Here is a 26,333-nt window from a genome sequence, read left to right on the forward strand (position 1 = left end):
CGAAGACCCTGAGGAGCACGACCGCCGTGGAGTTCGACCTGCTCGGATCGCTGTCCCCGCGAGGCGCCGGCGCTCCCCCGGCCGGGCCCGACACCCCGCAGTGCTCCCGCAAGGGCTGCCGCGCGGACGCCGCGTGGCAGATCCGCTGGAACAACCCGCGCATCCACGCCCCGGAGCGCCGCAAGACGTGGCTGGCGTGCCCGGAGCACCGCGGCGACCTCGAAGAGTTCCTCGGCGCCCGCGGCTTCTGGAAGGACACCGTCCCGCTGGCCGACCCCGCGCAGGAGCCCCGAGGATGAACGACTACCGGTTCCTGCTCAGCGGCAAGTGGCTGGGCTTCTTCCTCCTGGCCTGCGCCGCCGCCGTGGTCTCGGTGCACCTGGGCGGCTGGCAGATGGACCGCAACGACCACCTCGAGGGCGAGAACGCCAAGATCACGCGGAACTACCGCGCCGAGCCCCTGACCGGAGCGCGGGCCGCCGAGCAGTTCGCCGCCCACGACGAGAGCCTCACCTGGCACCCCGTGCAGCTGTCCGGCCGCTACCTGCCGGAGGACCAGGTGCTGGTCCGCAACCGGCCGCAGGACGGACGCGTCGGCTACGAGGTCCTGGTCCCGTTCCGCACGCAGGGCGGGGACGTCGTGGTCCTCGACCGCGGCTGGATCCCCACCGGCGAGGCCGCCAACGGGATGCCGGACGAGGTGCCCGCCCCGCCCGCCGGGGAGGTGACGGTCACCGCCCGGCTCCTGCCCGGGGAGCCGGACGTCAGCCGCGGCGCCCCCGAGGGGCAGATCGCCACGATCGACCTCGAGGAGCTGCGCGAGCGCTGGGACCGCCCGATCGGGACGGCGGCCTACGGCGAGGTCTTCGCCGAGGACCCGGCGCCCGCAGCGGCCCCCGCGCCGGCCTCGGAGCCGGAGACCGGCTCCGGGCCGCACCTGTCCTACTCGTTCCAGTGGTACGCGTTCGCGGCGCTGTTCTTCGTGGCCTACGGCTACGCCGCCCGCCAGCAGGCGCGCAACGACGTGTGGGACCGCCAGTTCGCCGAGGAGATGGAGCGCCGGCTCGGACGGTTCTACGACGAGGACGGCAACTACGTCGGTGAGGGCGACGAGGAGCTCGTCGTCCGCCAGCTGGAGATGGCCGACGACATGCCGGCCCACCTCCGGTCGCTCATGCGGCCCAAACCGCAGCGCCGGCGCTCCCGCCCCACGTGGGAGGACGAGGAGGACGCGCTGCTGGACGCCCTCGAGCGCCAGGGGCGGTAGGCCCACCGGCCCCCAGGACCGGGGACGTCGGTCTCAGAGCCCGAGCACCGCGGAGGCGATGAGGAAGTACACGACCAGTCCGGAGGCGTCGACGAACGTGGTGATGAACGGGTTGGAGAACACCGCGGGGTCCACCTTGAGGGCGCGCGCCACCAGCGGCATCACGCCGCCCACCGTCGCCGCGAGCACGCACACCGTGAGCAGCGTCAGACCGATCACCGTGCCCACCTCCCAGCCGTAGACGAGGCCCACGCCCAGGAGTCCCGCGGTGCCCAGGCAGGCGCCCAGCAACGCACCGACCCGCATCTCGCGGAAGGCGACGCGGCCGACGTCCCGCGCCCGAACGTCCCCGAGGGCCAGCGCCCGGGTGACCGTCGTCGCCGCCTGGTTGCCCGTGTTCCCGCCGGTGCCGATCAGGAGCGGGATGAAGACGCTCAGCACCACCATCTGCTCCAGCGTCGCCTCGAACACCTCCAGCACCCGCACGGTGAGCGTGGCGCCGACGGCCAGGACCAGGAGCCACACGACGCGCGAGCGGACGATCGAGCGCACGGGTGTCGACAGGTACGGCCGCCGCAGCGGTTCCGCGCCGCCGGACCGGGCGACGTCCTCCGACTCGGCCTCCTCGAGGACGTCCAGGGCGTCGTCGAAGGTGAGGATGCCCACCAGCCGGTCCGTCCCGTCGACCACGGGCAGGGCGAGGAGCTTCTCGTCCGCGCACCGGCGGGCCGCCTCCTCCGCCGGTGCGTGCGCCTCGACGGTGACCGCCTCGCGGAGGATGTCCGCGACGGGCGCGGACCCGTCCGTGGCGAGGAGGCGCCGCAGTCCCACGATCCCGCACAGCCGCCGCTGCTCGTCCAGGACCGGCAGCGCGTAGACGGTCTCGGCGTCGTCGATGCGTGCCAGCACCGCCGCCCGGGCCTGGTCCACCGACATCCGGCGGTCGAGCGCCACGAACTCGGGGCTCATCCTACGCCCCACGGAGCCGGCCGGGTATCCCATGACCAGCCCTGTCGCGTCCTGCTCCTGCGGGGAGAGGTCCACCAGCAGCGCGCGGGCCACGTCCGCCGGCAGCTCGTCGAGGAGCCTCACCCGGTCGTCCGGGTCCAGCTCCGCCACGAGGTCGTGGACCTCCCCGTTCCGCAGCGCGGTCAGCAGCTCCCCCTGCAGCGGTGTGTCGAGACGCACGAAGGCCTGGGAGGCCGTCTCGCGCGGCAGCAGCCGGTACACCACGGCACGCTCCGACGGCGGGAGGCGCTCGAGCAGGTCCACCTGCTCGGCCAGGCCCCACTGCAGGACGCGGTCACGGACCTCCTCGAGGTCGTGCTGGCGCAGTCCCGCGCGGATCCGCTCCCGCAGCGAGGTGTCCACGTCACGTCCTTCCCGGCCGGGTCGTGTCCGGTCCCTGTCGCGTCCCTGCCGGTTCCGGCCGCGCCCGCGGGGCGCGCGCCGTCAGGCGAGGGAGATGAGGTCCTGGTACTCCTGGCTCCACAGGTCCTCCGTGCCGTCGGGCAGGATCACCACGCGCTCGGGGTCCAGGGCCTCGACCGCGCCCTCGTCGTGGGACACGAGCACGACCGCGCCCTCGTAGGTCCGCAGCGCGTTGAGGATCTCCCGGCGGGAGGCCGGGTCGAGGTTGTTGGTCGGCTCGTCGAGCAGCAGCACGTTGGCGGAGGAGGCCACGAGGGTCGCCAGCGCCAGGCGGGTCTTCTCGCCGCCGGAGAGCACCCCGGCCGGCTTGGACACGTCGTCGCCCTGGAAGAGGAACGAGCCCAGGACGTTGCGGACCTCCGTGTCGGCGAGGTCGGGGGCGGCGGAGCGCATGTTCTCCAGCACCGTCCGGTCCGGGTCCAGGGTGTCGTGCTCCTGGGCGAAGTAGCCGAGCTTGAGTCCGTGGCCCGGGACCACCTCACCGGTGTCCGGCTCGGCCTCGCCCGCCAGCATCCGCAGCAGCGTGGTCTTGCCGGCACCGTTGAAGCCGAGGATGACCACCCGGGAGCCCCGGTCGATGGCCAGGTCCACGTCGTTGAAGATCTCCAGCGAGCCGTAGGACTTGGACAGGTCCCGGGCGGTCAGCGGGGTCTTGCCGCAGTCGGCGGGCTTCGGGAAGCGGATGTTCGCGACCTTGTCCGCCTGGCGCTCGCCCTCGAGGCCGTTCATGAGCCGCTCGGCGCGCTTGATCATCTGCTGGGCGGCCACGGCCTTGCTGGCCTTGGCGCGCATCTTGTTGGCCTGGTCCATCAGCGCGGTGGCCTTCTTCTCCGCGTTGGCGAACTCGCGCTTCCGGCGGTGGGCGTCCTGCTCGCGCTGCAGCAGGTAGTTCTTCCAGCCCATGTTGTACAGGTCGATGACGCAGCGGTTGGCGTCCAGGTACAGGACCTTGTTGACCACCATCTCCATCAGCTCCACGTCGTGGCTGATGACCAGCAACCCGCCCTGGAAGTTCTTCAGGAAGTCCCGCAGCCACACCACGGAGTCGGCGTCCAGGTGGTTGGTGGGCTCGTCGAGGAGCATGATGTCGGCGTCCGAGAACAGGATGCGGGCCAGCTCCACGCGGCGCCGCTGACCGCCGGAGAGCGTGCGCAGCGGCTGGCCGAGGATGCGCTCGGGCAGGTCCAGGTTGGAGGTGATCGTCGCGGCCTCGGACTCCGCCGCGTAGCCGCCACCGGCCAGGAACTCCGACTCGAGCCGGTCGTAGCCGCGCATGGCCTTGGTGCGCACGGCTTCGTCCTCGGACGCCATGTCCTGCTCGGCCTGGCGCAGGCGGGCGACGACGCCCGCGAGGTTGCGGGCGGAGAGGATGCGGTCGCGGGCCAGCTGCTCCATGTCCTCGACCTTCGGGTCCTGCGGGAGGTAGCCGATCGCCCCGGTGCGCGTGACCGTCCCGCCCGCCGGCAGGGTCTCCCCCGCGAGGACCTTGGTCATCGTCGTCTTGCCGGCGCCGTTGCGCCCGACCAGGCCGATCTTGTCCCCCTTGTCCACGCGGAAGTTGACCTCGTCCATGAGCAGCCGCGCACCGGCACGCAGTTCGAGGTTCTGGACAGTGATCACGGAGGAGACCTTTCGGAGGGAGCACGGGAGGTGTGGGCGCCCTGAGCGGGCAACCTGTCCATTCTACCGGTCCCCGTTCCCGGGCGGCACCCCGTTCAGCGGGCCGGGTCCGCGTTCTTGCTCACGTGCCGGGCGGGCATCTCGTCGGCCGATGCCGGCGAGTCGCCCGGCAGGGTGCGGGCGTTGTAGTCGGCGATCTGCCAGCCGCGGTGCGGATGCTCCTGCAGCACGGTCCAGGCGCAGTTGGCCATCCCCGCGAACATGTCCCGCAGCCGGGGCGGGACCCCCAGGAAGGCCGGCACCCCGCTGCGCAGGGCCGCGCCGTGGCCGACGAGCACGCCGGTGCGGCCCTCGTCGAGCGCCGCGGCGGCGTCGCCGAGCACGGCCGCCATCCGCTCGTCGACCTCGGAGGGCAGCTCGGCGCCGGGCACGCGGTAGTCCTCCTGGGAGAAGAACCGCGCGAAGACGTCGGGATGGCTCTCGCGGAACTCGGGGAAGGTGGTGCCCTGCCGGATGCCCACGTCGTACTCGCGCAGCCGGGGGTCCGGCCGCACCTCGAGCCCGGTCAGGGCGGCGAGCTCCTGGGCGGTGTGCCAGGCCCGCTGCAGGTCGCTCGACCACACGAACGCGGGCTCGAAGGAGGCGAGCGCCGGGGCGGCGGTCCGGGCCTGCAGGCGTCCCACCGGGTCCAGGGGGATGTCGGCCTGCCCCTGGGCGCGGTCCTCCACGTTCCACGCGGTGCGCCCGTGGCGCCACAGCACCAGGCGGCGGCGTGCCGGTCCCCGCGAGCTCGTCCGCTGGCTCATCCCTGCCTCTCGTCGGCGTGACCGCTTCCCACCCGGCCCGGCGGCCGCGACACATTGCCCCGACTGTCCTCCGCGCTCTTCTCGGGAAGCCGTGCGCTCGGTAGTGTCCGACGGCAACCGGTCAGTCGTCGTCCAGTATTCCTCATCGTCGGGAGCGAGCAGCATGCGACAGGACGTCCAGAAGTGGTTCGCCACCCGGAGCTACCACGGCAGGCAGTGGTCCGCGGAGCAGCTCTGCCGCCGGAAAGGCGCGACCACGGTCAGCGTGGTGCTGCCGGCCCGCAACGAGGCCGAGACGGTGGGGCGGATCGTCACCGCGCTGCGGCGCGACCTCATGGAGGACGTGGCGCTGATCGACGAACTGGTCGTCATCGACTCGGACTCGACGGACGGCACCGGGGCGGTCGCCGCAGCGGCCGGGGCCCGGGTCCATCGGCAGGTCGAGATCCTGCCCGCCCACGGCAACGTCCCCGGCAAGGGCGAGGCGTTGTGGAAGTCCCTGGCCGTGACCACCGGGGACGTGCTCGCGTTCGTCGACGCGGACCTGCGGGAGTTCGACACGCACTTCGCCGTGGGCCTGCTCGGCCCCCTGCTCATCGAGCCGGGGGTGCAGTTCGTCAAGAGCTGCTACGACCGCCCGCTGCACGACGGCGCCACCGTCCTGCCCGCCGGCGGCGGGCGGGTCACGGAACTCGTGGCGCGTCCGCTGCTCAACCTGTTCTGGCCGCAGCTGGCGGGCCTCGTCCAGCCGCTGGCCGGGGAGTACGCCGGGCGCCGGGAGCTGCTGGAGCAGGTGCCCTTCGTGTCCGGGTACGGGGTGGAGATCGCCATGCTCATCGACGTCCTGGAGGCCGTCGGCCTGGACGCGATGGCCCAGGTGGACCTCGGCGTGCGCTCGCACCGCAACTCCTCGGACGCGGCCCTGGCGCGGATGGCCGCCCAGATCCAGCTGACGGTCCAGGCCCGTCTGCGCTGCGAGGCCCCGGTGGCCGGTGAGAGCGGGCAGCTCACGCAGTTCCTGCGCCAGGGCGAGCGGTTCCTCGCCGAGACCCACGACGTCAGTGTCCGCGAGCGCCCGCCCATGGCGGGCATCCCCGAGTACCGTGCCCGGTTCGTCGGCCGCGTCGCATGAGCGGGCTGCGGGTGCTCGTGAACGCGGGCCCGTGGCTGCCCGTGCCCCCGTCCGGCTACGGCGGGATCGAGACGGTGGTCGCCACCCTGGTGCCGGAGCTGCGGCGGGCGGGGGTGCACGTCACGCTCGCCACGGTGGGGACCAGCAGCCTGGAGGCGGACGACTACGTGCGGCCGCTGCCGGGACCGGCGTTCCGGTCCATCGCCATGCCCTACAACCGGGTCTCCGGCATCGCCCACGCCCACATGCAGGGCCTCGTGGACGCCCTGCGGGACGGGGGCCGCTGGGACCTGGTGCACGACCACCTGGAGGTCGTGGGCCCGTCCGTGCTCGGAGCGATGGGCGCGGCCGCCCCGCCGACCCTGCAGACCCTGCACTGGGACCTGCGCAAGCACCCCGAGTTCTACTCCGTCTTCGACGGCCGCGGGCGCGTGCGCTTCGCCGCGGTCTCCGCCTCCCAGCTCGAGCGGGCCCCGGCCAACCTGCGCCGGCAGACGCTGGGGGTCGTGCCGCTGGCGGCGCCGCCACCGCTCGAGGTGGAGACGACCCCGGGCGAGCACGTCCTGGTCCTGGCGCGGATCACCGCCGACAAGGCCCAGGACGTGGCGGCGCGGATCAGCCGCCGGGCCGGGGTGCCCCTCGTCCTGGCCGGCCCGGTGGCCGGGATCGACGACCCGCAGGAGCTGGAGCGCCGGCTCGCCGACGGCGACGAGGCGCTGGGCGCCCACCCCGACGTCCGCTACTGGCTCGAGGAGGTGCGGCCCCTGGTCGACGGCACGTCGGTGACGTGGGTGGGCGGTGTGGCCGGTGAGCGCAAGGAGCGGCTGCTGCGCTCGTCCCGCGCCCTGCTGAGCCCCATCCGCTGGGCCGAGCCCGGCGCCACCGGCGTCGTCGAGGCGCTGGCCCGGGGCGTGCCCGTCGTCGGGACGCCGCGGGGGGTGCTGCCCTCGCTCGTCGAGCACGGGCGGACCGGGTTCCTGGCCGCCGAGGAGGACGACCTGGTCCGGCACCTGGGCGAGCTCGACTCCCTGGACCCGCAGGCATGCCGGGAGGCCGCCCGGCAGTGGACGCCGGCGGGCATGGCCCGGTGCTACCTGGACCTGTACCACCGGCTGCTGGAGGAGAACCCCGCATGACGCTCAGGATCGCTCTTGTCGGGGCCGGGTCCGTGGCCCGGCGCCACGTCGACGTGCTGCACCGGCTCGGCGGCGCCCGCGTGGTCAGCGTGACCGACGCGCACCCGCCCGCGGCCGAGGCCCTCGCCGCCGCGCTCGAGGTCCCCTCCTTCACCGACCCGGAGCAGGCCCTCGACGCGGTGGAGGCCGACGCCGTCTACGTGTGCGTGCCCCCGTTCGCCCACGGGCCCGCCGAGTTCGCCGCGCTCGAGCGCGGCAAGGCGCTGTTCGTGGAGAAGCCCGTGGGGCTCGGGCTGGACGCCGCTGAGCGGATCGGCCGGCGGGTCGAGGAGACCCGGGTCGTCACGGGCACCGGCTACCACTGGCGCTGCCTGGACACCGCCGTGCTGGCCCGGGACCTGCTCGCCGATGCCCCGCCGCTGCTGGCCAACGGCTACTGGCTCGACAAGCGCCCGCCCGTGCCCTGGTGGGGCCGGACGGACCGCTCCGGCGGGCAGGTGGTCGAGCAGCTGACGCACGTGCTGGACACGGCCCGGTTCCTGCTGGGCGAGGCCGTCGAGGTCTACGCCGCAGGGGTCCGCGGCACCCCGGACGGCACGGAGGCCGAGGACGGCGACGTCGACGACGCGACCGCCGCCACCGTGCGCTTCCGCTCCGGGGCGGTGGCGACCCTCGCGGCGACCTCCGCGCTGGCCGTCAAGCACCGCGCCGCGCTGCACACGGTCAGCCGGGGCCTGGTGCTCGAACTGGCCGAGGAGGGGCTCACGGCCTTCTGGCCGGCCGAGCGCACCGAGCACGCCCCGACCGAGGACCCCAGGGTGGCCGTGGACCGGGAGTTCCTGGAAGCGGTGCGGGGCGAGCGGGAGGCCACCCGGGCGCCCTACGGAGAGGCGCTGCGCACCCACCGGCTCGCCTGCGCCATCGCGCAGTCCGCCCGGACGGGCCGGGCCGTCGCCCTGGAGGAGCGCGGGTGAGCGCCCGGCGCCGCAACCTCGTGGTCCCCGCCCGGGGCCGGATCGAGATCGCCGAGGAGGAGCTCCTGGAGGTCCCGGAGGGCGGTCTGCTCCTGGAGACGCTGGTGACGGGGCTGTCGACGGGCACGGAACTGGCCTTCGTCAAGGGCGACCACCCCGGGCTGCACTCCCGGCAGGACACCGAGCTGGGCCTGTTCCGCCCCGGCGTCCCGGCGCAGGGCTACCCCGTGCGCCGGCTGGGTTACATGGAGGTCGCCAGGGTGGCCGAGTCCCGCACCCCCGCCTTCGGGGTGGGCGACGTCCTCGCCACGGCCTACGGCCACGCCACCGCCCACGTGGCCGACCCGCTGGGCGAGCACCTCGTGCCGCTGCCCGCCGCGCTCGACCCGATGCTGGGCGTCTTCGTCGCCCACTTCGGCCCCATCTGCGCCAACGGGCTGCTGCACGCGGCCGCCGACGCGGGACCGGTGCGCGGCCTGGGCGACGGCGTGGCCGGACGGCTGGTCCTCGTCACCGGGGCCGGGCCGGTGGGCCTGGTCACGGGGTTGTTCGCCAGCGCCCTGGGCGCCCGGGAGGTGGCCGTGGCCGACGCCGACCCCCGCCGGCGGGCGGTCGCGGAACGCCTGGGCTTCCTCCCCCTCGACCTCGACGACGACCCGGGCCGGGTGCTCAAGACCCGCTGGCGCCACGGCCCGGGCGAGCACGGGGCCGACGTCGTGTTCCAGTGCCGCGGCAAGCCCGGTGCCCTGCACACCGCGCTGCGGGCCGTCCGCCCCCAGGGCACCGTGATCGACCTGGCGTTCTACACCGAGGGCGCGGACGCGGTGCGGCTGGGCGAGGAGTTCCACCACAACGGGCTGAGCCTGCGCTGCGCGCAGATCGGGCGGGTGCCGCGCGGCCTCGCCCACACCTGGGACCGGGCCCGGCTCTCCGCGGAGACGATCAGGCTGCTGGGGGCCCACGCCGGGGAGTTCCGGGAGCACCTGATCAGCGACGTCGTGGGTTTCGACGACGCGCCGGCGCTCATGCACGACGTCGCGGGCCGCCGCCGGCACGTCCTGACCGCCGTGTTCGCAATGCACGGTCACGTCTGACCGGGACCGATGCGGCTCCGGCGCAGCACCGGCCGGTGGACACTCTTCCGACAGCCGCCTTATGGTTGGGGCGAGGGTCGTCGTCGCACGACCGCACCCCCTGATCGCTGCCCTCTCCGAGGAGATCCGCATGGCCACGTCGTCCCGACCGGAACAAGCCCCGCACCGCCCCGGTGGGGGGTCGTCGGCCGCCCCGCTGCACGCCGAGAGCGTTCTCGGCGGCCAGGCCGACCCCGGCACCAGCGCCGTCCCGGCCATGGGCCCCGGGGTCGAGCCCGCCGGCTTCGAGGAGGCCACCCAGGCGCTGGCCCCCGCGGTCGGCCCCTGGGCGGACTCGCTGGGCCGGGCCGGCTCGCGCGCCGCTCAGACGCTGCTCGTGGCCGCCGTGGTGGTCGGGCTGATCTGGGTCTTTCTGCAGGTCAAGGTCGTGCTGATCGCCGTGCTGGTGGCGCTGATCCTCGCCTCCGCGGTGGGCCCGGCCGTGAAGTGGCTCGAGCGCCGGGGCTGGTCCAATCTGCTGGCCACCCTCGCGGCCTTCCTCGGGATCCTGGGCCTGGTCGGCGGTGTGCTCACCGGCATCGTGCTCGCCGTGCGCAGCGAGTGGGACACGCTGACGGCCTCCGCGGTGGAGGGTTGGAACGAGCTGCAGCGCCTGGTGCAGTCCGGGCCCCTTCCCGTCGACACGGCCGCCATCGACTCGGCCGTCCAGCAGGCCGGTGACTTCGTCACCAGCGGGTCCTTCGCGGGCGGGGCGATCAGCGGTCTGGGCGCGGCCACGGAGTTCGTCACCGGCGTGGTCCTGATGATCGTCGTGCTCTTCTTCTGTCTCAAGGACGGCGAGAAGATGTGGAACTTCACGCTGCGCTGGTTCCGCGGCGAGCGCCGGGCCAAGCTGGCCGAGTCCGTGGACCGCAGCGCCCAGGTGCTCGGCGGCTACGTCCGCGGCACCGCGATGGTCGCCTCGATCGACGCCGTGTTCATCGGCGCGGCGCTGCTCATCCTGGGCGTTCCGCTGGCCCTGCCCCTCGCCGTCCTGGTGTTCGTCACCGCGTTCATCCCGGTGGTCGGGGCCACGATCGCCGGCATCATCGCCGCCCTGGTCGCCCTGGTCACCAACGGGCCGGCCGTCGCCCTGGCCGTGGTCATCGTGATCATCGTGGTCAACCAGATCGAGGGCAACATCCTGCAGCCGATCATCATGGGCCGCACCCTCAGTCTGCACGCCCTCATGGTGCTGCTCGCCCTGACCGTCGGCACCCTGGTGGGCGGCATCTTCGGCGCCATCCTGGCCGTGCCGTACACCGCGGTCGCGTGGGCCGTCATCCAGGTCTGGTCCAGCCGCTACCAGGTCGGCGACGACCCCGTGCTCGGCCCGGACCCGGTGAACCCCAAGGACCGCGTCGAGTCCAAGGCCACCATGGCCGAGCGCTGGAAGTACCAGCGGATGCGCTACCAGCAGGCCCTGGGCGGACGCTTCGGGGCCACGGAGCGCGACGCCGTCCGGCAGGACGACGACGCCGACGGCAGCGCGCAGGGCGCGGAGGACGAGCGCACGGGTTCCGCCGCCGAGGGCAGCAAGCCCTAGTCTGGGAGCCATGACCAACGTCGAACGCCGCCGCGCTATCACCGCCGAGGACCTCGCCAACATCGGCCTCTTCGCAGCCCTCACCGCCGCCCTGTCCGCGCTCCCCGGGATCCCCCTCGGCACGGCGGATGTGCCGCTGACGCTGCAGACCCTGGCCGTGTTCCTGACCGGTCTGGTCCTGGGCGGCACCCGCGGGCTCCTCGCGGTGGCGCTGTACGTCCTGGTCGGCCTGATGGGCGTCCCGGTCTTCGCGGACTTCCGCGGCGGCCCCGGCGTGCTCGCCGAGCCCTCGGCCGGTTACATCCTCGCGTTCCCCTTCGCCGCGGCCGCGGCCGGCTACGTGGCCCAGTGGCTGATCCCGGCCCGCCGAGCCAACGACGGCGGCGCCACCAACGCCCGCTACGAGCGCACCGGCACCTACACCCTGCGACTCGTGGCCGCGGCCCTGGCCGGGTTCGTGGTGATCCGGATCGGCGGCATCCTCGGCCTGGTGGCCAACACGCGCCTGCCCCTCCAGGACGCGTTCCTCGCCGACCTCGTCTTCTGGCCCGGCGACCTGGTCAAGGTAGTGCTCGCCGCGGTCATCGCCGTGGCCGTGCACAAGGCGTTCCCCCGGATCGCCGGCACGCGCTGACCCCACCCGGAGCCTCCGGGGACCCGGCCCCGACGACGGCGCGCCGCGCCGGCTCTGCTCGACCGCATGCGCATCGGCCACCGTGCAGAGCATCGCATCCGCGGCCTCGCCGGCGCGGAGCGCCGGCCGGCGGCGTTCGAGGCGGCGCCGGGCGCGGAGCCCGAGGTCCTCGTCCGCGACGAGCCCTCGCACGACCCTGCTCGACCTGCGCGACCGGGGCCGGCCCGTGGGGCTGCTCGGCGCGCTCCCGCACCGGCTGCCGATCTCCACCCACGGTCCCGGCCCGGCCGCCCGCGGCTTCGACCGACCGCTTCCCTCCGCACCACCATCAGGCGGCTTACACTTCAGCCATGAGTTTCGGCAACAGCTCCCAGCTGGACGCCTCGCGCGTGGGCAGCGGCGGGCGCGGACGCGGGGTCGCCGTGGGCGGCGGCCTGGGCGGCGGGCTGCTGCTGCTCGTCGTGGGACTGCTCTTCGGCCAGGACGGCATCGACGCGATCACCGGCGGGGGTGGCCAGGACACCGGGTCGCGGTCCTCGGTGGAGCAGGAGCGGGCCGAGCGGTGCCGGACGGGCGAGGACGCGAACCGGTACACCGACTGCCGGATGATCGCCACGGCGCAGAGCCTCGACCAGTTCTGGGCGGACTACCTGCCGCGGACCACGGGCGAGCACTACGTCATGCCCGGCGTCCAGTTGTTCGAGGGACAGACCGAGACCGGGTGCGGCGCGGCGTCGTCGGCCGTGGGGCCGTTCTACTGCCCCGCGGACGAGACCGCGTACCTCGACATCGTGTTCTTCGACGAGCTGCAGACCCAGTTCGGCGCCGAGGGCGGGCCGCTGGCCGAGGAGTACGTGCTCGCCCACGAGTTCGGCCACCACATCCAGAACCAGATCGGCACCCTCGGCTACGCCCAGCAGGACCCGCGGGGCCCGGAGTCCGGCGCCGTGCGCGTCGAGCTGCAGGCCGACTGCCTGGCCGGGCTGTGGGCCGGCGGCGCCGCCGGGGACACCTCGGGGGCCGTGGACCTGGGAGAAATCTCCCAGGAGGAGCTCGACCAGGCCCTCGACGCCGCCTCGGCCATCGGCGACGACCGGATCCAGGAGACCACCCAGGGCCGGGTCAGCCCGGAGAACTTCACCCACGGGGCCTCCGCCCAGCGGCAGCTGTGGTTCTACGCCGGCTACCGGACCGGCGACATCAACGCCTGCGACACCTTCAGCGCCCGTGACCTGGACGCCCCGCCGGCGCTCTGACCCGCCCCCCACCCCGGCCCCGCGTGCCGAGTCCCCATCCCGACCCCACCTTGGACCCCGAGTCCCCAAGGACTTCGCATCTCCCCAGGAATCCGCGTGGGGATTCGCGAGTCCCTTGGGGACTCGGCGCTGGCCGGTCAGCACGACGGTGCACACATCTCGGATTGCCGACCCAAGTGGCCCCGTCGGCAGATTGCAACGCCAGGCCTGCCCTGCCGCTATCCGCGCCGCCAGAATGGCCGACGCACAATCCGCAGGACAGGGGCCCGCTCGTAGACTTCGCCATCATCACCCTGAACTCGAGCCTCCAAGACTGCCGCCAGGAGCGTCACCCGATCTGCCGCGTCTTGATCGGGAGGAAAAGGCTTGAGGGTGACCTGCCCTTCAAAGACGTGGGCGGACATCAGATCCACGTCGGCTTTTCCCGGGGCGATACGACGCAATTGGAATGCGTCAGAACCATCCGATCGGAGCGTAAAGCCGACCTGGCGGCAAGCGTCAACCAGCTCCTCAGTCGTAATCGGCCGCGAGAGTCCCTCTGACCAGTCATCGGCTCTCGTAAGGTGCAGGTCGTAAGCCATGTTCGAAGACTAAGCGTGACGCGACTGCCGTGATGGCATTAAGACCCGCGGTGCTCTTGGGCCATGCCATGCGGATTCAGTGAGTCGAGACGGTGTCTTGTCGACCAGCGTGCCTGGTGACATGGGGGCACCGTCGGCGTTCACCGGCGGCGGCTGTCCCGCACCTGCACGCCAGGGTTCTGCCGCCGGACGTCGAAGAGACCCGTGGCCTCGATGAGGTCGCTGAGCTTGCGGTACCCGTAGTTGCGGGAGTCGAAGGACGCCTGGTTGCCGATCTGCTGACCGACCGCGCCGAGGTGAGCCCAGCCGTCGTCGCCGCTGGCGGCGTCCACCGCGCTCCGCAGCATCCTGACCAGCCGGGCGTCCCCGCGCAGAATCTGCTGAGGTGTCGCCACGGGCGCCTCGCCCGGAGCCTCGGCGGCGGGTTCCCCCAGACTTTCCACGTAGGTGAACTGGGAGCAGGCGTTGATGAAGGGTTCCGGCGTCTGCCGCTGGCCGAAGCCGTAGACCTTGTGCCCGTCGGTGAGGATCCGCATCACCAGGGGCGTGAAGTCCGCGTCGCTGGAGACGATCGCGAATCCGTCCACCGATCCGGCGTAGAGCAGGTCCATGGCGTCGATCACCATGGCCATGTCCGAGGCGTTCTTGCCGGTGCTGTAGGCGAACTGCTGGATCGGTCGGATCGCGTAGGCGTGCAGCACCGCCTCCCACTGCTGGAGGCGCGGACTCTTCCAGTCGCCGTAGGCGCGGCGCACGTTCGCGGCCCCGTGGCGGGCCACCTCGGCCAGGACCACGTCGATCTTGGACGCCGGCGCGTTGTCGGCGTCGATGAGCAGGGCGATGCGTTTCTCGTCGGTGTTCACCACCCGAGCATGCGGGTCCACCCGCCGAGGGTCAATCGGCGCGCCGGGACCTCGGCGACCTCCCCGTCTTGCCGCTGCCCTTTGGGGCAGGCCGCCGTGCCCCCGGGGAAGGCTCCCCGCGACCGGCGCCTCAGCGACGGGTCGGCGATCCTCGAAACATGACCGGCGCACACCGGGTGGCCGAGGCCCAGCAGGCCGCGGTCGGCGACGCCCTGACGGCGGGCCGACACCGAGCCGGCGGCGCGAACGCCCGTCCCGTCGTCGGGCCCCCCGCCGTCCTGGCCCTCCAGCGCCAGGCGGGCAACTCCGCCGTCGGTGCCCTGATGGCCGCCCGGGCTCGCTTCCCGGGTGAGCAGGCGGTCGCCGACATCGACGCCGCGCTGCGGGAGGTCCGCCGGGACGAGCCGGCCGTGGACACGGTCGAGAAGGGCCTGAAGGCGGCCCAGGCCGCCGGGGTGCCCGTCGAGCTCGAGGGCCCCAAACCCCCGGCGTCCGCCCTCGCCGTGACCAGGACCGGATTCGGGCCGGGATCCGTGGCTCCGAAGAAGCCGGTGCCACCACCCAAACAGGTTCCGGCAGTCAGCCCGCTCGGCAAGGCCGCTGCCAAGGCCGGCGGCCCGGCCAAGGGCCCCCCGGGCAGGGCCCCGACCGCGCCCCCGGCGGCAGGGCCCGCCCCCGCGCCCACGACGGCGCCCGCTCCCCTGCCCGCCGACAAGCTCCTCCAGCCGCCCGTGGCTCCGACAGCCGTCCGGCCCGAGGAGGATCCCGCCTTCGCCCAGGTGACGCGCAACGTCAAGGGCTTCGCTGCGGCGAAGAAGGCGCACCCGCCCGCCGCGGCGAAGGCCAAGGAGGCGCAGGGCGCCGCGATGGCCCCGACCGACGACCTGGGCGCGCAGGCGAAGGCGGCCAAGGTCGACACGATGGACGCCCAGCCGGCAGGCAGCTTCGACAAGAAGGCGTTCATCGCCGCCGTGAAGGCGGCGATCGAGGCGAAGTCGCCGAAGACCCTCAAGGAGGCCGACGAGTACAAGGAATCCGGTCAGGCCGGGCAGGTCAAGGGAGAGGTCAAGGGACTGGTCACCCAGGGCAAGGAGGGACAGGCCAAGGACATCGAGGCGGCCACCGAAGCCCCGCCGGACCCGGCCAAGGCCGTCCCCAAGCCCGTCACCCCGCTGGCTCCGGAGGACCCGGGCCAGGCCGTGCCGATTCCGGCCGCCGGGGCCGTGCCCAAGCCGGCACCGCCCGAGCAGACCAACCTCGCCGCCGGCAAACACGAGGCCGACCGGGAGATGGCCGACGCCGGGGTCTCGGAGGCGCAGCTCGCCCAGTCCAACGAACCGGAGTTCCAGCAGGCCGTGGTCGACAAGAAGGCCGTCGCCGAGCACGCGGACACGGCACCCGCCGAGTACCGGCAGCAGGAGCAGCAGGCCATCCAGCAGGACCGGGCCGAGGCCGCCGCGGTGACGACGGCGGGCGTCACCGGCATGCAAGGGGCCAAGGGCGCGGCGCTGGCCCAGCTGGTCGCCGACAAGGGGAAGACCAAGTCCAAGGACGAGACCCGGCGGGCCGAGGTCACGGCCAAAGTGCAGGGCATCTTCGCCGCCACCGAGGCCGACGTGAAGAAGATCCTCGACGGCATAGACCCAAAGGTGGACGCCGCCTTCGAGCAGGGCGAGGCCACCGCCCGGGCCGCGTTCGAGAACTACGTCGAGGCGAAGATGTCGGCGTACAAGAAAGACCGGTACAGCGGCTGGCTGGGCGGGTACCGCTGGTTGCGGGACAAGATCCGCGGGATGCCCGCGAAGGTCAACGAGTTCTACGAAGCCGGCCGCGAGCTCTACCTGAAACAGATGGACGGTGTCATCTCCGGGGTCGCCAAAATCGTGGGCGACGATCTGACGCAGGCCAAGCAACGGATCGCAAAGGGCCGGACCGAGATCGCGACCTATGTCGGGAGCCTCCCCAAGGACCTGCAGAAGGTCGGCTCGGAGGCTGCGAAGGAGATCGGGGACAGGTTCGCCCAGCTCGAGAGCGACGTCGACGCCAAGCAGGAGTCCGTGGTGGATGCCCTCGCCACGAAATACGTGGAGTCCCGGAAGGGACTCGACGAGCGGATCGAGGCGCTCCAGGCGGAGAACCGCGGGCTGGTGGACAAGGCCATCGGCGCGATCAAGGCCGTCATCAACACGATCCGCGAGCTCGCCTCCATGCTCAAGAACGTGCTCTCCCGGGCCGCGGGGGTGGTGGGCGACATCATTAAGAACCCGATCGGTTTCCTCGGCCACCTCATCGCCGGCGTGAAGGGCGGCATCCTCAGGTTCAAGGACAACATCCTCGACCACCTGCGCAAGGGACTGATGGGCTGGCTGTTCGGGGCACTGGCCGAGGGCGGGGTCGAGCTGCCGGACACCTTCGACCTCAAGGGCGTCGTCAAGCTGCTCGCCTCACTGTTCGGCCTCACGTGGACCAACATCCGCAACCGGCTCGTCAAGCAGATCGGCGAGCCGGCGATGGCCGCGGTGGAAAAGGGCGTGGAGATCTTCCAGCTCATCGCCACCCAGGGAGTCGGCGGGCTGTGGCAGCTGCTCGTGGAAAAGGTCGGCAACATCAAGGACATGATCCTGGAGAAGGTCCAGGACTTCGTCGTCACGAAGGTGATCACCGCCGGCATCACGTGGCTGATCAGCCTACTCAACCCCGCGGCCGCGTTCATCAAGGCCTGCAAGCTCATCTACGACGTGGTCATGTTCTTCGTGAACAACGCCGCCCGGCTGGCGCAGTTCGTCGACACGATCATCGACTCGGTCGCGGACATCGTGCGCGGCAACGTGGGCGGCGTGGTCGCCAAGATCGAGAACGTGCTCGGCCAGATCGTGCCGATCCTCATCGGATTCCTCGCCAGCGTGCTCGGCCTCGGTGGCATCGGTCAGAAGATCCGCGAGATCGTCACGGCGCTGCAGAAGCCGGTGAAGCAGGCCCTCGACTTCGTCATCAAGACCGGCCTCAAGCTCGCTGGCCCCATTATTCGCGGCCTCACCAAGCTGGGCGGCAAGGTCAAGGGGAAGATCGCTGCCGGAAAGGCATTTGTGAAGGGGAAGGTCGCCGCAGGTAAATCATACGTCAAGGGCAAGGTCAAGGCGGGCAACGAATGGATGAAGCGGAAAAGCGGAAAGGATCGCAGTCCACGTTCTTCCGCGGATGCCGGTACTAGCATACCTGCGATTAACATCTCCAAACCGTTCGACATGTCCGGCACGCATCACACCATTTTCGCGAAGACCGTCCACGGCAAACTAAACGTTGAAATGGCCTCGCGCCGTGAACTGTTGGCAACGTTGCTCTCCTTCGCCGAGGATGAAGCCACAGAACTCGAACAGTCAAAATCTCCGAAAAAGGGGCTCCGAAAGGCGCTCAACAAAGTATATGTCCCACTTGGACGGGCCTCCGCGCTGCACGACTCCACATACCAAGGTACAAAAATGACTGCAGCCCTGGAAAAGCGGATCAATGAACTCGTGGTAGACGCGGCAGCTCTACTGGGCGACGTGGGGCGAACTTTCGGGCTGAAGAGCCTGCGTCACTTGGGGCACCCGTCGGAGTGGATCACCGTGGAGGGAGAACTCAAGAACGAGTACCGGGGGAAGTCCTTCCGCCCTAGGGTTTACGGAAGCTGGGACAAAGACAACCGGACAAACGGCTCACACCGAAACTCCGAATTCGCCCGTCTGCGCGCAATGATCCCGGCTACTTCTTCGGACCGGAAAAACCCTGACGCATATCACTGCCCGGTGTGCCGGCTGACCAAAATAGACGAGGTCGACACGAAGGGCGAATTGACATTCGACCACAACCCTTCCGTCGCCTCCCACTGGAAGTCCACAGGTAACGATTGCAGCTACCAGGAACGCAATGAATGGTTCAACGGCAAAGGCAGCAACGGAGCAATTCTCGTTACGATGTGCAGGAGTTGCAATTCCGGCAAGGGTAGCGGTGAAAAAGAACCGACCTCCTATAAGGTGGGACGCCGGTTTCGTGGACGGAACGAAGGCAAGGCATCATGACCATGCGCATGCGTCGTTCGAGTTCTTGAGCTTCTACGAGAAGTGCGATGATAATCGAAGATCTCAAGCCAGCGACAGCGCGAAGGACAGCGCGAAGCCGGCCGTGGTGCTCACCGCCACCGCCGGGCCGCCGTGCTCGTAGGCCTCCGGCATCAGGGTGTCGGCCAGGGAGGCGATCACCGCGCCGGCGGCGAAGGCCAGCGGCAGGGAGATCGTCTCGGGGTCGCTGCCGGCCAGCGGACCGGCGCCGATCAGCACGGCCACCACCAGGAGCACGCCACAGACCGTCCAGAGCAGGACGGCCTTGCCCTTCGACATGCCCTGCTCACGCATCGAGGCCGCGCCCACCAGGGACTCGGGCAGGTTGGACACGAAGATCGCCGCGAGCAGGGCGAGGCCGCCGGTGCCCTCCGTGAGCGAGACGCCGAGCGCCACGTTCTCGGGCACACCGTCGAGGGTGACGGCGGCCAGCAGGGCGAGACCGGCGGCACCACCGGTGGAGGCGGACGTCGGCGCCTTCTCGTCCGCCGCGGCGTCCGTGTCCAGCTTGGCGCTGCCCTGTTGCTTCTCGGCGTCCCCGGAAGGGGCTCCCGGCTGCGCCCAGCGGTCCAGGAGGGCGCTGAGGGCCGTGAAGACCACGGCACCGGCGAACAGCCCGATCACGGCCAGCGGTAGACCCCCGCGCTCGTACGCGTCCTCGAACAGCTCGAAGGCCAGTGCGGTGATGAGCGCGCCGGCGGCGAAGGAGAGCAGGATGGCGAGCACGCGCTTCGGGAGCTCGAAGCGGACGCCGACCAGCGCCCCGATGACGAGGGCGCTCGAGGCGACGATCCCGAAGAGCAACGTCTGGCCCATGACGGCAGTGTAGGAGCGGGCGGGGCGTTCGCGCCCACAATCCGGAAGGTTTCTCCGTGAAAGGCGGATCGGCACGACGACGGCGGCCCACCCACCTCCGTCGGAGGTGGGCGGGCCGCCGCAGGCGTGCCGGGAGGGAGGATCAGATGTTGAAGCCCAGGGCCCGCATCTGGTCGCGGCCGTCCTCGGTGATCCGGTCGGGTCCCCACGGCGGCATCCAGACCCAGTTCACGCGCCACTCGTCCACCATGGGGTCGAGGTTCGCCGCGCACTGGTCCTCGATGACGTCCTGCAGCGGGCACGCGGCCGTGGTCAGGGTCATGTCGAGGACCAGGGCGCCGTCCTCGGCCCACTTGGAGCCGTAGAGCAGGCCCAGGTCCACGATGTTCACGCCGAGCTCGGGGTCGATGACGTTCTTGAGCGCCTCCTCGACCTCTTCGGCGGAGGGCCGGCCCGCGGCCGCGGGATCGGCGGTGGTCTCAGCAGGGGTGTCGGCCATCGCTGGCCTCCTTTCGGGGCTGGTGGGGTCGAAGCCTACTTGGCCGGGGCCAGGTAGCGGTCGTAGCCCTCGTTCTCGAGCCGCTCGGCGAGCTCGGGCCCGCCCTCGTCGACCACGCGGCCGTCGTGGAACACGTGCACGAACTGCGGCTTGATGTAGCGCAGGATGCGCGTGTAGTGGGTGATGAGCATGACGCCCATGTCGTTGGTCTCCAGGGCGCGGTTGACGCCCTCGGAGACGACCTTGAGCGCGTCCACGTCGAGGCCGGAGTCGGTCTCGTCCAGCAGGGCGATCTTCGGCTTGAGCAGCTCGAGCTGGAGGATCTCGTGGCGCTTCTTCTCGCCGCCGGAGAAGCCCTCGTTGACGTTGCGCTGGATCATGTCGGGGCTGATCTTCAGCTGCTCCATGGCGGCCTTGACGTCCTTGGTCCACGTGCGCAGCGAGGGGGCCTCGCCGTCGATCGCGGTCTTCGCGGTGCGCAGGAAGTTGGAGGTCGTCACGCCGGGGATCTCCACGGGGTACTGCATGGCCAGGAAGAGCCCGGCGCGGGCGCGCTCGTCCACGGACATCTCCAGGACGTTCTCCCCGTCCAGCAGGACCTCGCCGGAGTCGACGACGTACTTGGGGTGGCCGGCCACGGTGGAGGCCAGCGTGGACTTGCCGGAGCCGTTGGGGCCCATGATCGCGTGGACCTCACCGGAGTTGATGGTCAGGTTCACGCCCTTGAGGATCGGCTTGGTGGTCTCGTCGTCGAGCACGACGGACGCGTGCAGGTCCTTGATCTCGAGAGTTGCCATGGATGGTTCTCCTGTGGTCGAAAAAGTCTGTGGTCGGAAGAGTGCGTGCCGGAAGAGGCTCAGTAGTTGGCGGAGGCGAGCTCGTCCTGGACGGCCTCGCGCAGCCGCTCCTCGATGTCCGGGACACCGATCTGCTGGATGATCTCGAAGAGGAATCCGCGGACCACGAGCCGGCGCGCCTCGTCCTCGGGGATGCCCCGGGACATGAGGTAGTACAGGTGCTCGTCGTCCAGCTGGCCCGTGGTGGAGGCGTGGCCGGCACCGGCGATGAGGCCGGTCTCGATCTCCAGGTTCGGCACGGAGTCCATCCGCGGACCGTCGTTGAGGATGAGGTTCCGGTTGAGCTCGTAGGTGTCGGTGCCCTCCGCGATGGCGCGGATGAGGACGTCGCCGACCCACACACCGTGGGCGTTCTCGCCCTGCAGCGCGGACTTGTAGGTCACCCGGGAGGTGCACTTCGGCTGGGAATGGTCCACGAACAGCCGGGACTCCAGGTGCTGGCCGGCGTCCACGAACGTCAGCCCGTACAGCTCCACGGAGCCGCCCGGGGCGTCGAAGCGGGTGGACGGGGTGACGCGCACGAGGTCGCCGCCCAAGGAGACGAGCACGTGCTTGAACGTGGCCGCCTTGCCGAGGCGCGCCTGCTGGGAGGAGGCGTGCACGGCGTCGTCGTCCCACTCCTGGAGGGTCACCACGGTCAGGTTCGCGGAGTCGGCGACCCGGAACTCGACGTTCTGCGAGAGCACGGCGCTGCCGTGGTGGCGCAGGACCACGAGGGCCTTGGAGAAGGGCTGGGCGTCGATCACGAGGTGCTGGGCGGCCGGGGTCGCGTCGGTGCCGTGGATGTCGACGACGACCGGCTCGGTCACCTCGGCCTCCTGCGGCACCGTGATCACGGTGGCCTCGGTGACACTGCTCCACGCGTTGGCGGAGAGCCGGTCCTCGGGGATGCCGGCGCTGCCGATGCGGGCGTCGTCGCGGCCCACGGTCTCGACGCGCACGGCGTCCGAGTCGACGGTCAGCGCGGGCGCCGGGCCGGTGAGGGCGTCGGCGTGCAGGCCCTTGAGGCGCTTCAGCGGGGTGAACCGGAAGTCCTCCTCGCGGCCCGTGAGCTTCGGGAAGTCGGCGACGTCGTAGGACGTGCGGCGCCCCGCGCGGGAGGAGTCGGGCACACCGGAGATGTCGCCATGGGCGGTGTGCCGCACGAGGGTGTCGTTCTCGACCTTGTCCCGGGCCAGCCGCTCCCCCTCCTGGTCCATGCCCGGGATGGCGATGCGGCCGTCCCCGGTGGGCACCCCGTCGACCTTCTCGCCGAGGTTGTCGTAGGCGTCCCTGGCCGCGCCGACGGCCTTGTCGGCCACCGCGGTGGCCGCGGAGGCGGCGGCCTCCGTGGCATTGCGAATCGTTTCGTTCAGCTTGGACATGTCAGCCAACGGATCCTTCCATCTGCAGTTCGATGAGGCGGTTGAGTTCGAGCGCGTACTCCATGGGCAGTTCGCGGGCGATCGGCTCCACGAAGCCGCGCACGATCATCGCCATGGCCTCGTCCTCGGCCATCCCGCGCTGCATGAGGTAGAACAGCTGCTCCTCGGAGACGCGCGAGACGGTCGCCTCGTGGCCCATGGTGACGTCGTCCTCACGGATGTCGACGTACGGGTACGTGTCGGAGCGGGAGATCGTGTCCACCAGCAGGGCGTCGCAGACCACGTTGGACTTCGAGCCCTTCGCGCCCTCGCGGACCTGCACGAGACCCCGGTACGCGGCGCGGCCGCCGTTGCGGGCCACGGACTTCGAGACGATCGACGACGACGTGTTCGGGGCGATGTGCACCATCTTGGAACCGGTGTCCTGGTGCTGTCCCTCGCCGGCGAACGCGATCGAGAGGGTCTCGCCGCGGGCGTGCTCGCCGGTCATGTAGACCGCCGGGTACTTCTGGGTGACCTTCGAGCCGATGTTGCCGTCGATCCACTCCATCGTGGCGCCCTCGTGGGCGATCGCGCGCTTGGTCACGAGGTTGTACACGTTGTTCGACCAGTTCTGGATGGTCGTGTAGCGCACGCGGGCGTTCTTCTTGACGATGATCTCCACGACGGCGGAGTGCAACGAGTCGGTCTTGTAGATCGGCGCGGTGCAGCCCTCGATGTAGTGGACGTAGGAGTCCTCGTCCGCGATGATCAGCGTCCGCTCGAACTGGCCCATGTTCTCGGTGTTGATGCGGAAGTAGGCCTGCAGCGGGATTTCCACGTGCACGCCCTTCGGGACGTAGACGAAGGAACCGCCGGACCACACGGCCGTGTTCAGGGACGCGAACTTGTTGTCGCCCACGGGGATCACGGTGCCGAAGTACTCCGCGAACAGCTCCGGGTGCTCCTTGAGCGCGGTGTCGGTGTCGAGGAAGATGACGCCCTGCTCCTCCAGGTCCTCGCGGATCTGGTGGTAGACGACCTCGGACTCGTACTGGGCGGCGACACCGGACACGAGCCGTCCGCGCTCGGCCTCGGGGATGCCGAGCTTCTCGTAGGTGTTGCGGATGTCCTCGGGCAGGTCCTCCCAGGTGGCGGCCTGCTTCTCCGTGGAGCGCACGAAGTACTTGATGTTGTCGAAGTCGATCCCGGACAGGTCCGCACCCCACGTGGGCATGGGCTTGCGGTCGAAGAACTTCAGGCCCTTTAGCCGCAGGTCGGTCATCCACTGCGGTTCGCTCTTCTTCGCGGAGATGTCCCGGACGACGTCCTCGTCGACACCGCGGCGCGCGGAGGCGCCGGCCACGTCGGAGTCGGCCCAGCCGTACTCGTAGGTGCCGATGCCCTCGAGCTCGGGGTTCTTCTCCAGGATGTCGGCGATGACAGTGTCGTTGCCGCTGGCGATCTGGTCAGTCATGACGGCCTTCCTCTGTTGTCTGGTCTGTGACGCGGCCCGCGGTGCGGTCCACGGAAGTCGGTGCGGCGGCGGGTCCCGGCCGCGTGAGGGGCACGTGCGTGGTGCACACGTGCGCGCCGGCGGCCTGCGTGGAGAGCCGGCGGACGTCGGTGCCGAGCAGCCGGGCGATGAGCTCGGTCTCCAGCTCGCAGAACTGCGGGTAGCGGGCGGCGAGCTCGCGCACGGGGCAGTGCCCCTGGCACAGCTGCGCCGAGACGATGGTGCGGGACTCCCCGCGGCCGACGGCCACCTCGTTGGTGGAGGCGGCGAACCCGTCGCGGCTGAGCAGCCGCACCAGGACGGGCAGGCGGTCGGCGACGTCGTCCCCGGCGGCCTCGACCTCCGGGCGGTAGGACGCCTCGAGTCGGTCCACGCGCTCCTGGATGAAGGACTGCACGGCGTCGGGACCGGCGATGCGCCGGATGGACTCGAGCGCGTCGGTCGCGATCTCGAGGTAGTCGTCGCCCAGCTTGGCGTGGCCCTCCGGGGCGACGACGTAGCGCCGCGCCGGGCGGCCGGCGCCCCCGCTGCGGCGGCGGACCATGGTGACCTCGACGAAGTGCTGCTGCTCGAGGGCGTCCAGGTGGCGGCGCACGGCGGCGGGGGTCAACTCGAGCATCTCGCCGAGGTCGGCGGCCGAGACCGGGCCGTGCTCGAGGACGGCGCCGAGCACGCGCGAGCGGGTGTTCTCCTCCTGCTCCGCCCGCGGGCCGGAGCGGGACCTGCTCCGGGCGTCCGTGGTCTGAGTCATGGATGAACCGCTCGCTTCCTGGTCGGGGTGGAGGTTCTCGTGGTGCAGGGTGCGACCCGTCAGGGCCGCTCTCAATACACAACCGGAGTATGTCGTAATTCATTCCGGCCTCACCAGTAAGTGGAGCCTTACCGGGCCGCTGCGTTTAAATCACGACCTACTCATAATAACCCCCGGACGCGGGGCGGCCAAGGGGGGCCGGGCCGCGGGCGCGCCGCACTACACTGGTCCGGTGCCCGCCCAGAGTCCCCCCGCGCCCTCGCCCGCACTCTCGATCGAGCGCCTCGTGAAGGAGTTCCCCGTCCGCCGGCGCCGCTCCCGGCGTCCGGACGGTCCGGGCGCCACGCGCGCCGACGTGGTGCACGCCGTCAACGGGCTGTCCCTCACCGCGCGGCACGGCGAGATCACGGCGCTGCTCGGGCCCAACGGCGCGGGCAAGACGACCACCCTGGAGTGCGCCCAGGGACTGCAGCGGCCCTCGGCCGGCACGGTCCGCCTCCTGGGCCAGGACCCGTGGCGGGCCAGCCCGGCCCTGCGCGCCCGCGTGGGCGTCATGCTCCAGGACGGCGGGCTCCCGCAGGCCGTGCGCCCGCTGGAGCTGCTCCGGCACGTGGCGTCCCTCTACCGCAGCCCCCGGGACATGGACGAGCTCGTGGAGCGGCTCGGCATCAGCAGCTTCGACCGCACCGTGGTCCGCCGGCTCTCCGGCGGCCAGCGCCAGCGCGTGGCCCTGGCGGCGGCCCTGGCCGGCAGCCCGGAGGTGCTCTTCCTCGACGAGCCCTCGGCCGGGATGGACCCGCAGTCCCGCAACATCGTCTTCGACCTCGTCCAGCAGCTGCGCCGCGAGGGGGTGTGCATCATCCTCACCACGCACCTGCTCGACGACGCCCAGCGCCTCGCCGACCAGGTCTACATCGTCGACCACGGCCGGGTCATGGCCCAGGGGTCCGTGGCGGAGCTGGTGGCGCCCGGCGCCGACGCCCCCGCCGTGCTGGTGCTGACGCTGGCCCCCGAGCAGCTGCGTGCGGGACCGTTCCCGTGGGACGGTCCCGGCTTCGAGGACGTCCGCACCGACTGCGCCGACCGCACCGTGACGCTCACCGGTGCCCTCACTCCCCCGATGCTCGAGGCCGTGACCCGGTGGTTCACCGCGACCGGCACGATGCCCGAGTCCCTGTCCCTCCAACCGCGCACCCTCGAGGACGTCTTCCTCGACATCTCCGGACGGGAGATCCGATGACCGCACCCGCCCAGTCCCGCTCCGTGCCCCCGCGCTCGGACCCCGCTCCCCTGGCCCGCCGGGTGGCCGCGCAGGCCCGCTACGAGGCGCTGACCATGCTGCGCAACGGGGAACAGCTGCTGCTGCTGGTGATCCTGCCGCTCATGGCCCTCGTGGCCCTGACGCTCACCGACCTGCTGGACGCCACCGTCCCGGCGGGCGCCTCCCGCGTGGACGTGGCCGTGCCGGGCGCCCTGGCGCTGTGCGTGCTCTCCAACGCCTTCTCGGGGCAGGGCATCCAGACCGGCTTCGACCGCCGCTACGGGGTCCTGCGCTTCCTCTCCACCACCCCCCTGGGCCGCGGCGGGCTGATCGCCGGCAAGCTGCTCGCGATCGTCGCGGTGCTCGTGGTGCAGTACGTCCTGGTCGCCGCGCTCGGCGCGGCGCTCGGCTGGCGCCCCGAGGCGGCCGCGGTGCTCGTGTCCGTGCCGGTGCTGCTGCTCGGCGCCGCGGCGTTCACGGGGCTGGGGCTGCTGCTCGCCGGGACGGTGCGCGCCGAGGCGACCCTCGCAGTGACCAACCTCGTGTGGGTGCTGCTCGCCGCCGTCGGCGGCACGCTGTTCCCCTCGAGCACGCTGCCGGCCGGGCTCACCTGGCTGGTGGACGTGCTGCCCTCCGGTGCGCTGGGCACCGCCTTGCGCGAGACCTTCCTCACCGGCACGCCCACGCTCCTGCCTGTGCTGGTGCTCGCCGTCTGGGCCGCCGCCGCCTGGGCCGGAGCCGTGCGCTGGTTCCGCTGGAGCTGAGCCGCCGCCCCAGGGTGAGCCCAAGGGCGGGAACCGGGGTCCGCGGA

Annotated in this window: 22 protein-coding genes; 12 read left to right on the top strand and 10 right to left on the bottom strand. The window is 71.5% G+C overall.

What is annotated here, in order from left to right; all coding sequences use genetic code 11:
* Nucleotides 1-26 precede the first annotated feature (26 nt).
* Nucleotides 27-299 carry a hypothetical protein gene (locus ABD220_RS08260; protein ID WP_344121514.1) on the top strand — a complete coding sequence of 91 codons (273 nt, stop codon included), beginning with the start codon at nt 27-29 and terminating at the stop codon, nt 297-299.
* Nucleotides 296-1,267: an SURF1 family cytochrome oxidase biogenesis protein gene (locus ABD220_RS08265; protein WP_344121516.1), complete on the top strand. Its 972-nt coding sequence runs from the start codon at nt 296-298 to the stop codon at nt 1,265-1,267. The genes ABD220_RS08260 and ABD220_RS08265 overlap by 4 nt, the downstream gene beginning before the upstream one ends.
* 33 nt (nt 1,268-1,300) lie before the next feature.
* Here ABD220_RS08265 and mgtE read toward each other — a convergent pair whose 3' ends face one another.
* The 3 genes from mgtE to ABD220_RS08280 all read right to left on the bottom strand — a co-directional run bounded on the left by mgtE (nt 1,301) and on the right by ABD220_RS08280 (nt 5,124).
* Nucleotides 1,301-2,638, bottom strand: a complete 1,338-nt coding sequence (mgtE, locus tag ABD220_RS08270) for a magnesium transporter (RefSeq protein ID WP_344121518.1) — start codon at nt 2,636-2,638, stop codon at nt 1,301-1,303.
* An 81-nt stretch (nt 2,639-2,719) separates the two neighbouring features.
* Nucleotides 2,720-4,318 carry a ribosomal protection-like ABC-F family protein gene (abc-f, locus tag ABD220_RS08275; protein ID WP_344121520.1) on the bottom strand — a complete coding sequence of 533 codons (1,599 nt, stop codon included), beginning with the start codon at nt 4,316-4,318 and terminating at the stop codon, nt 2,720-2,722.
* A 95-nt stretch (nt 4,319-4,413) separates the two neighbouring features.
* A complete protein-coding gene (locus ABD220_RS08280) occupies nt 4,414-5,124 on the bottom strand; it encodes a histidine phosphatase family protein (RefSeq protein WP_344121522.1) in 711 nt (236 codons plus the stop codon).
* Between the two features lie 163 nt (nt 5,125-5,287).
* On the opposite strand from ABD220_RS08280, the gene ABD220_RS08285 reads away from it, so the two are divergent.
* The 7 genes from ABD220_RS08285 to ypfJ all read left to right on the top strand — a co-directional run bounded on the left by ABD220_RS08285 (nt 5,288) and on the right by ypfJ (nt 12,935).
* A complete protein-coding gene (locus ABD220_RS08285) occupies nt 5,288-6,256 on the top strand; it encodes a glucosyl-3-phosphoglycerate synthase (RefSeq protein ID WP_344121524.1) in 969 nt (322 codons plus the stop codon).
* Nucleotides 6,253-7,392: a glycosyltransferase gene (locus ABD220_RS08290; protein WP_344121526.1), complete on the top strand. Its 1,140-nt coding sequence runs from the start codon at nt 6,253-6,255 to the stop codon at nt 7,390-7,392. The genes ABD220_RS08285 and ABD220_RS08290 overlap by 4 nt, the downstream gene beginning before the upstream one ends.
* The gene (locus ABD220_RS08295) at nt 7,389-8,366 is read left to right on the top strand and encodes a Gfo/Idh/MocA family protein (protein ID WP_344121528.1); all 978 of its coding nucleotides are present in this window, start codon (nt 7,389-7,391) and stop codon (nt 8,364-8,366) included. Before ABD220_RS08290 ends, ABD220_RS08295 begins: the two co-directional genes overlap by 4 nt.
* Nucleotides 8,363-9,460 (top strand): zinc-dependent alcohol dehydrogenase, encoded by a 1,098-nt coding sequence (locus tag ABD220_RS08300; protein WP_344121530.1) that lies wholly within the window; start codon nt 8,363-8,365, stop codon nt 9,458-9,460. The genes ABD220_RS08295 and ABD220_RS08300 overlap by 4 nt, the downstream gene beginning before the upstream one ends.
* Nucleotides 9,461-9,590: 130 nt before the next feature.
* Nucleotides 9,591-11,045, top strand: a complete 1,455-nt coding sequence (locus tag ABD220_RS08305; RefSeq protein ID WP_344121533.1) for an AI-2E family transporter — start codon at nt 9,591-9,593, stop codon at nt 11,043-11,045.
* Nucleotides 11,046-11,055: 10 nt separating this feature from the next.
* Complete coding sequence (locus tag ABD220_RS08310; protein WP_344121536.1) at nt 11,056-11,679, top strand: biotin transporter BioY; 624 nt, start codon at nt 11,056-11,058, stop codon at nt 11,677-11,679.
* Between the two features lie 350 nt (nt 11,680-12,029).
* A complete protein-coding gene (gene ypfJ, locus ABD220_RS08315; protein WP_344121538.1) occupies nt 12,030-12,935 on the top strand; it encodes a KPN_02809 family neutral zinc metallopeptidase in 906 nt (301 codons plus the stop codon).
* A 721-nt stretch (nt 12,936-13,656) separates the two neighbouring features.
* Here ypfJ and ABD220_RS08320 read toward each other — a convergent pair.
* Nucleotides 13,657-14,382 (bottom strand): NYN domain-containing protein, encoded by a 726-nt coding sequence (locus tag ABD220_RS08320; protein ID WP_344121540.1) that lies wholly within the window; start codon nt 14,380-14,382, stop codon nt 13,657-13,659.
* 155 nt (nt 14,383-14,537) lie between these two features.
* Here ABD220_RS08320 and ABD220_RS08325 point away from each other — a divergent pair, with 155 nt between their 5' ends.
* Entirely contained in the window at nt 14,538-18,440 is a 3,903-nt protein-coding gene (locus ABD220_RS08325) for a phage tail protein (RefSeq protein ID WP_344121542.1), read from the top strand.
* A gap of 63 nt (nt 18,441-18,503) precedes the next feature.
* On the opposite strand, the gene ABD220_RS08330 is transcribed toward ABD220_RS08325, so the two are convergent.
* The 6 genes from ABD220_RS08330 to ABD220_RS08355 form a co-directional block, all read right to left on the bottom strand.
* A complete protein-coding gene (locus ABD220_RS08330) occupies nt 18,504-19,295 on the bottom strand; it encodes a ZIP family metal transporter (RefSeq protein WP_344121544.1) in 792 nt (263 codons plus the stop codon).
* A gap of 142 nt (nt 19,296-19,437) precedes the next feature.
* The gene (locus tag ABD220_RS08335) at nt 19,438-19,794 is read right to left on the bottom strand and encodes a metal-sulfur cluster assembly factor (protein WP_344121545.1); all 357 of its coding nucleotides are present in this window, start codon (nt 19,792-19,794) and stop codon (nt 19,438-19,440) included.
* A 35-nt stretch (nt 19,795-19,829) separates the two neighbouring features.
* Complete coding sequence (sufC, locus tag ABD220_RS08340) at nt 19,830-20,591, bottom strand: Fe-S cluster assembly ATPase SufC (protein WP_344121547.1); 762 nt, start codon at nt 20,589-20,591, stop codon at nt 19,830-19,832.
* Between the two features lie 59 nt (nt 20,592-20,650).
* Entirely contained in the window at nt 20,651-21,850 is a 1,200-nt protein-coding gene (gene sufD, locus ABD220_RS08345; protein ID WP_344121658.1) for a Fe-S cluster assembly protein SufD, read from the bottom strand.
* 166 nt (nt 21,851-22,016) lie between these two features.
* Nucleotides 22,017-23,471: a Fe-S cluster assembly protein SufB gene (sufB, locus tag ABD220_RS08350; protein ID WP_344121549.1), complete on the bottom strand. Its 1,455-nt coding sequence runs from the start codon at nt 23,469-23,471 to the stop codon at nt 22,017-22,019.
* Entirely contained in the window at nt 23,464-24,261 is a 798-nt protein-coding gene (locus tag ABD220_RS08355; protein ID WP_344121550.1) for a helix-turn-helix transcriptional regulator, read from the bottom strand. Before ABD220_RS08355 ends, sufB begins: the two co-directional genes overlap by 8 nt.
* A gap of 286 nt (nt 24,262-24,547) precedes the next feature.
* Between ABD220_RS08355 and ABD220_RS08360 the strand changes: the two genes are divergently transcribed.
* Together ABD220_RS08360 and ABD220_RS08365 are read left to right on the top strand one after the other, a co-directional pair.
* Nucleotides 24,548-25,501: an ABC transporter ATP-binding protein gene (locus ABD220_RS08360; RefSeq protein WP_344121552.1), complete on the top strand. Its 954-nt coding sequence runs from the start codon at nt 24,548-24,550 to the stop codon at nt 25,499-25,501.
* A complete protein-coding gene (locus tag ABD220_RS08365; protein ID WP_344121554.1) occupies nt 25,498-26,286 on the top strand; it encodes an ABC transporter permease in 789 nt (262 codons plus the stop codon). Before ABD220_RS08360 ends, ABD220_RS08365 begins: the two co-directional genes overlap by 4 nt.
* Nucleotides 26,287-26,333: the final 47 nt, after the last annotated feature.

Source organism: Kocuria aegyptia, from assembly GCF_039530085.1.
Lineage (GTDB): Bacteria > Actinomycetota > Actinomycetes > Actinomycetales > Micrococcaceae > Kocuria > Kocuria aegyptia.

What these genes read in the sequence shown, in the direction of transcription:
- ABD220_RS08325 (WP_344121542.1), top strand. Translation starts at nt 14,538, where the DNA reads ATGACCGGCGCACACCGGGTGGCCGAGGCCCAGCAGGCCGCGGTCGGC.
- ABD220_RS08280 (WP_344121522.1), bottom strand. Translation starts at nt 5,124, where the DNA reads ATGAGCCAGCGGACGAGCTCGCGGGGACCGGCACGCCGCCGCCTGGTG.
- sufD (WP_344121658.1), bottom strand. Translation starts at nt 21,850, where the DNA reads ATGGACCAGGAGGGGGAGCGGCTGGCCCGGGACAAGGTCGAGAACGAC.
- ABD220_RS08310 (WP_344121536.1), top strand. Translation starts at nt 11,056, where the DNA reads ATGACCAACGTCGAACGCCGCCGCGCTATCACCGCCGAGGACCTCGCC.
- ABD220_RS08295 (WP_344121528.1), top strand. Translation starts at nt 7,389, where the DNA reads ATGACGCTCAGGATCGCTCTTGTCGGGGCCGGGTCCGTGGCCCGGCGC.
- ABD220_RS08365 (WP_344121554.1), top strand. Translation starts at nt 25,498, where the DNA reads ATGACCGCACCCGCCCAGTCCCGCTCCGTGCCCCCGCGCTCGGACCCC.
- sufB (WP_344121549.1), bottom strand. Translation starts at nt 23,471, where the DNA reads ATGACTGACCAGATCGCCAGCGGCAACGACACTGTCATCGCCGACATC.
- ABD220_RS08265 (WP_344121516.1), top strand. Translation starts at nt 296, where the DNA reads ATGAACGACTACCGGTTCCTGCTCAGCGGCAAGTGGCTGGGCTTCTTC.
- ABD220_RS08305 (WP_344121533.1), top strand. Translation starts at nt 9,591, where the DNA reads ATGGCCACGTCGTCCCGACCGGAACAAGCCCCGCACCGCCCCGGTGGG.
- ABD220_RS08335 (WP_344121545.1), bottom strand. Translation starts at nt 19,794, where the DNA reads ATGGCCGACACCCCTGCTGAGACCACCGCCGATCCCGCGGCCGCGGGC.
- ABD220_RS08330 (WP_344121544.1), bottom strand. Translation starts at nt 19,295, where the DNA reads ATGGGCCAGACGTTGCTCTTCGGGATCGTCGCCTCGAGCGCCCTCGTC.
- ABD220_RS08355 (WP_344121550.1), bottom strand. Translation starts at nt 24,261, where the DNA reads ATGACTCAGACCACGGACGCCCGGAGCAGGTCCCGCTCCGGCCCGCGG.
- ABD220_RS08290 (WP_344121526.1), top strand. Translation starts at nt 6,253, where the DNA reads ATGAGCGGGCTGCGGGTGCTCGTGAACGCGGGCCCGTGGCTGCCCGTG.
- ABD220_RS08285 (WP_344121524.1), top strand. Translation starts at nt 5,288, where the DNA reads ATGCGACAGGACGTCCAGAAGTGGTTCGCCACCCGGAGCTACCACGGC.
- ypfJ (WP_344121538.1), top strand. Translation starts at nt 12,030, where the DNA reads ATGAGTTTCGGCAACAGCTCCCAGCTGGACGCCTCGCGCGTGGGCAGC.
- sufC (WP_344121547.1), bottom strand. Translation starts at nt 20,591, where the DNA reads ATGGCAACTCTCGAGATCAAGGACCTGCACGCGTCCGTCGTGCTCGAC.